Annotated in this window: 2 protein-coding genes; both read right to left on the reverse strand. The window is 48.3% G+C overall.

The features are described 5' to 3' along the window. Nucleotides 1-712 (reverse strand): amino acid adenylation domain-containing protein (locus tag GY791_14405; protein MCP4329616.1); only part of this gene is annotated, 712 nt, incomplete at its 3' end. Between the two features lie 72 nt (nt 713-784). After that, the coding region (locus tag GY791_14410) for an AMP-binding protein (GenBank protein ID MCP4329617.1) at nt 785-1,248 on the reverse strand (464 nt) is incomplete at its 5' end.

Here is a 1,248-nt window from a genome sequence, read left to right on the forward strand (position 1 = left end):
GGATAAAGTCCACGGAAAGTACCACAGAAGGGACCATGTAGTGTGGCAGCACCTTGGAAACACCAGTCTTAACAGCAGATGCATCCACACCCCCAGGTGTCACAAAGCCCACCAGGATCTGTTCATGCACCAACACCACAGCCCGTGTAACAGATAAGTTCACGGATCGCAGAGCCATCTCAACCTCTCCTAGCTCCACACGTTGGCCTCTGATTTTGATTTGCCCATCATTCCGCCCAATGAAGAAAATGGATCCATCAGGAAGCAGTTTGACCATGTCTCCCGTCTTGTAGAAGCGGCTTCCATCATCAGAGCTGAAAGGGTTATTAATGAAGGCTTTGCGCGTAAGGTCAGGACGGTTGAGGTAGCCCCTTCCTACGCCATCACCCCCAATGTAGAGCTCACCCAACACACCCACTGGCAATGGCTGCAGGTGCGAATCTAGCACGTAGTAGGTAACATAAGGTAAGGGGAACCCAATGACATTAGATGATGCATGTTCTGTGCTGTTATCAAACTCCAGTGCAGTGCACCAGAATGTCTCTGTGATGCCATACCCAATCACAAAGTGTTTGACCTTGTCACGCCACATTTCCAGTTGGTGCTGTAGCACACACTCTCCAGAAAGATCAATGCACTCCACCGAGCGGAGGTCACAGTTGACAACAAGCTCAAAGAGTGATGGAGTCATTTTGAGGTGTGTGATCTGCAAACATATCAAGCATCAGACAAACAATGGAATAACAAGCAGCGTATGTGTAATAAACATGAAATAACAACCCAGTCATCTTACCTTCATTGTGTTGATGAGTAGCTCTAGCTCATTCAGCAATGTACTCTTGGGTGCGAGCACCAGAGTGGCGCCTAGGGAAAGGGTGGGGAACTGAATACCACAGCTTACGTCAAAGGTCATGGGACTTGAGAGCAAGCATCGACCCCCTGGACCTAGACCCTTGGATAAATGTAATGCCCCATGCTGAATGAAAGAACAAATGTTTGCATGTTCCAAAACCACGCCCTTGGGTTTTCCTGTTGTGCCCGAGGTGTAAATAATGTAGCAAGAGTTTTTGGGTGTTGGGGGGTTCCAGTCCACGCTACTCAGCTCTGGAAGAAGTGCATCGTCGAGGATGTTCATCACGCTCAGCACAGGATATTTCACAACATTACTGTGTTCTGCAAAAGCATCCTCATCCATAACCAACAGAACCTTCAACCCTGAATCACTCGCAATGAGCTTAGTTCGGGCAA

Source organism: Alphaproteobacteria bacterium (assembly GCA_024244705.1).
In the GTDB taxonomy this organism is placed as follows: domain Bacteria; phylum Pseudomonadota; class Alphaproteobacteria; order JAAEOK01; family JAAEOK01; genus JAAEOK01.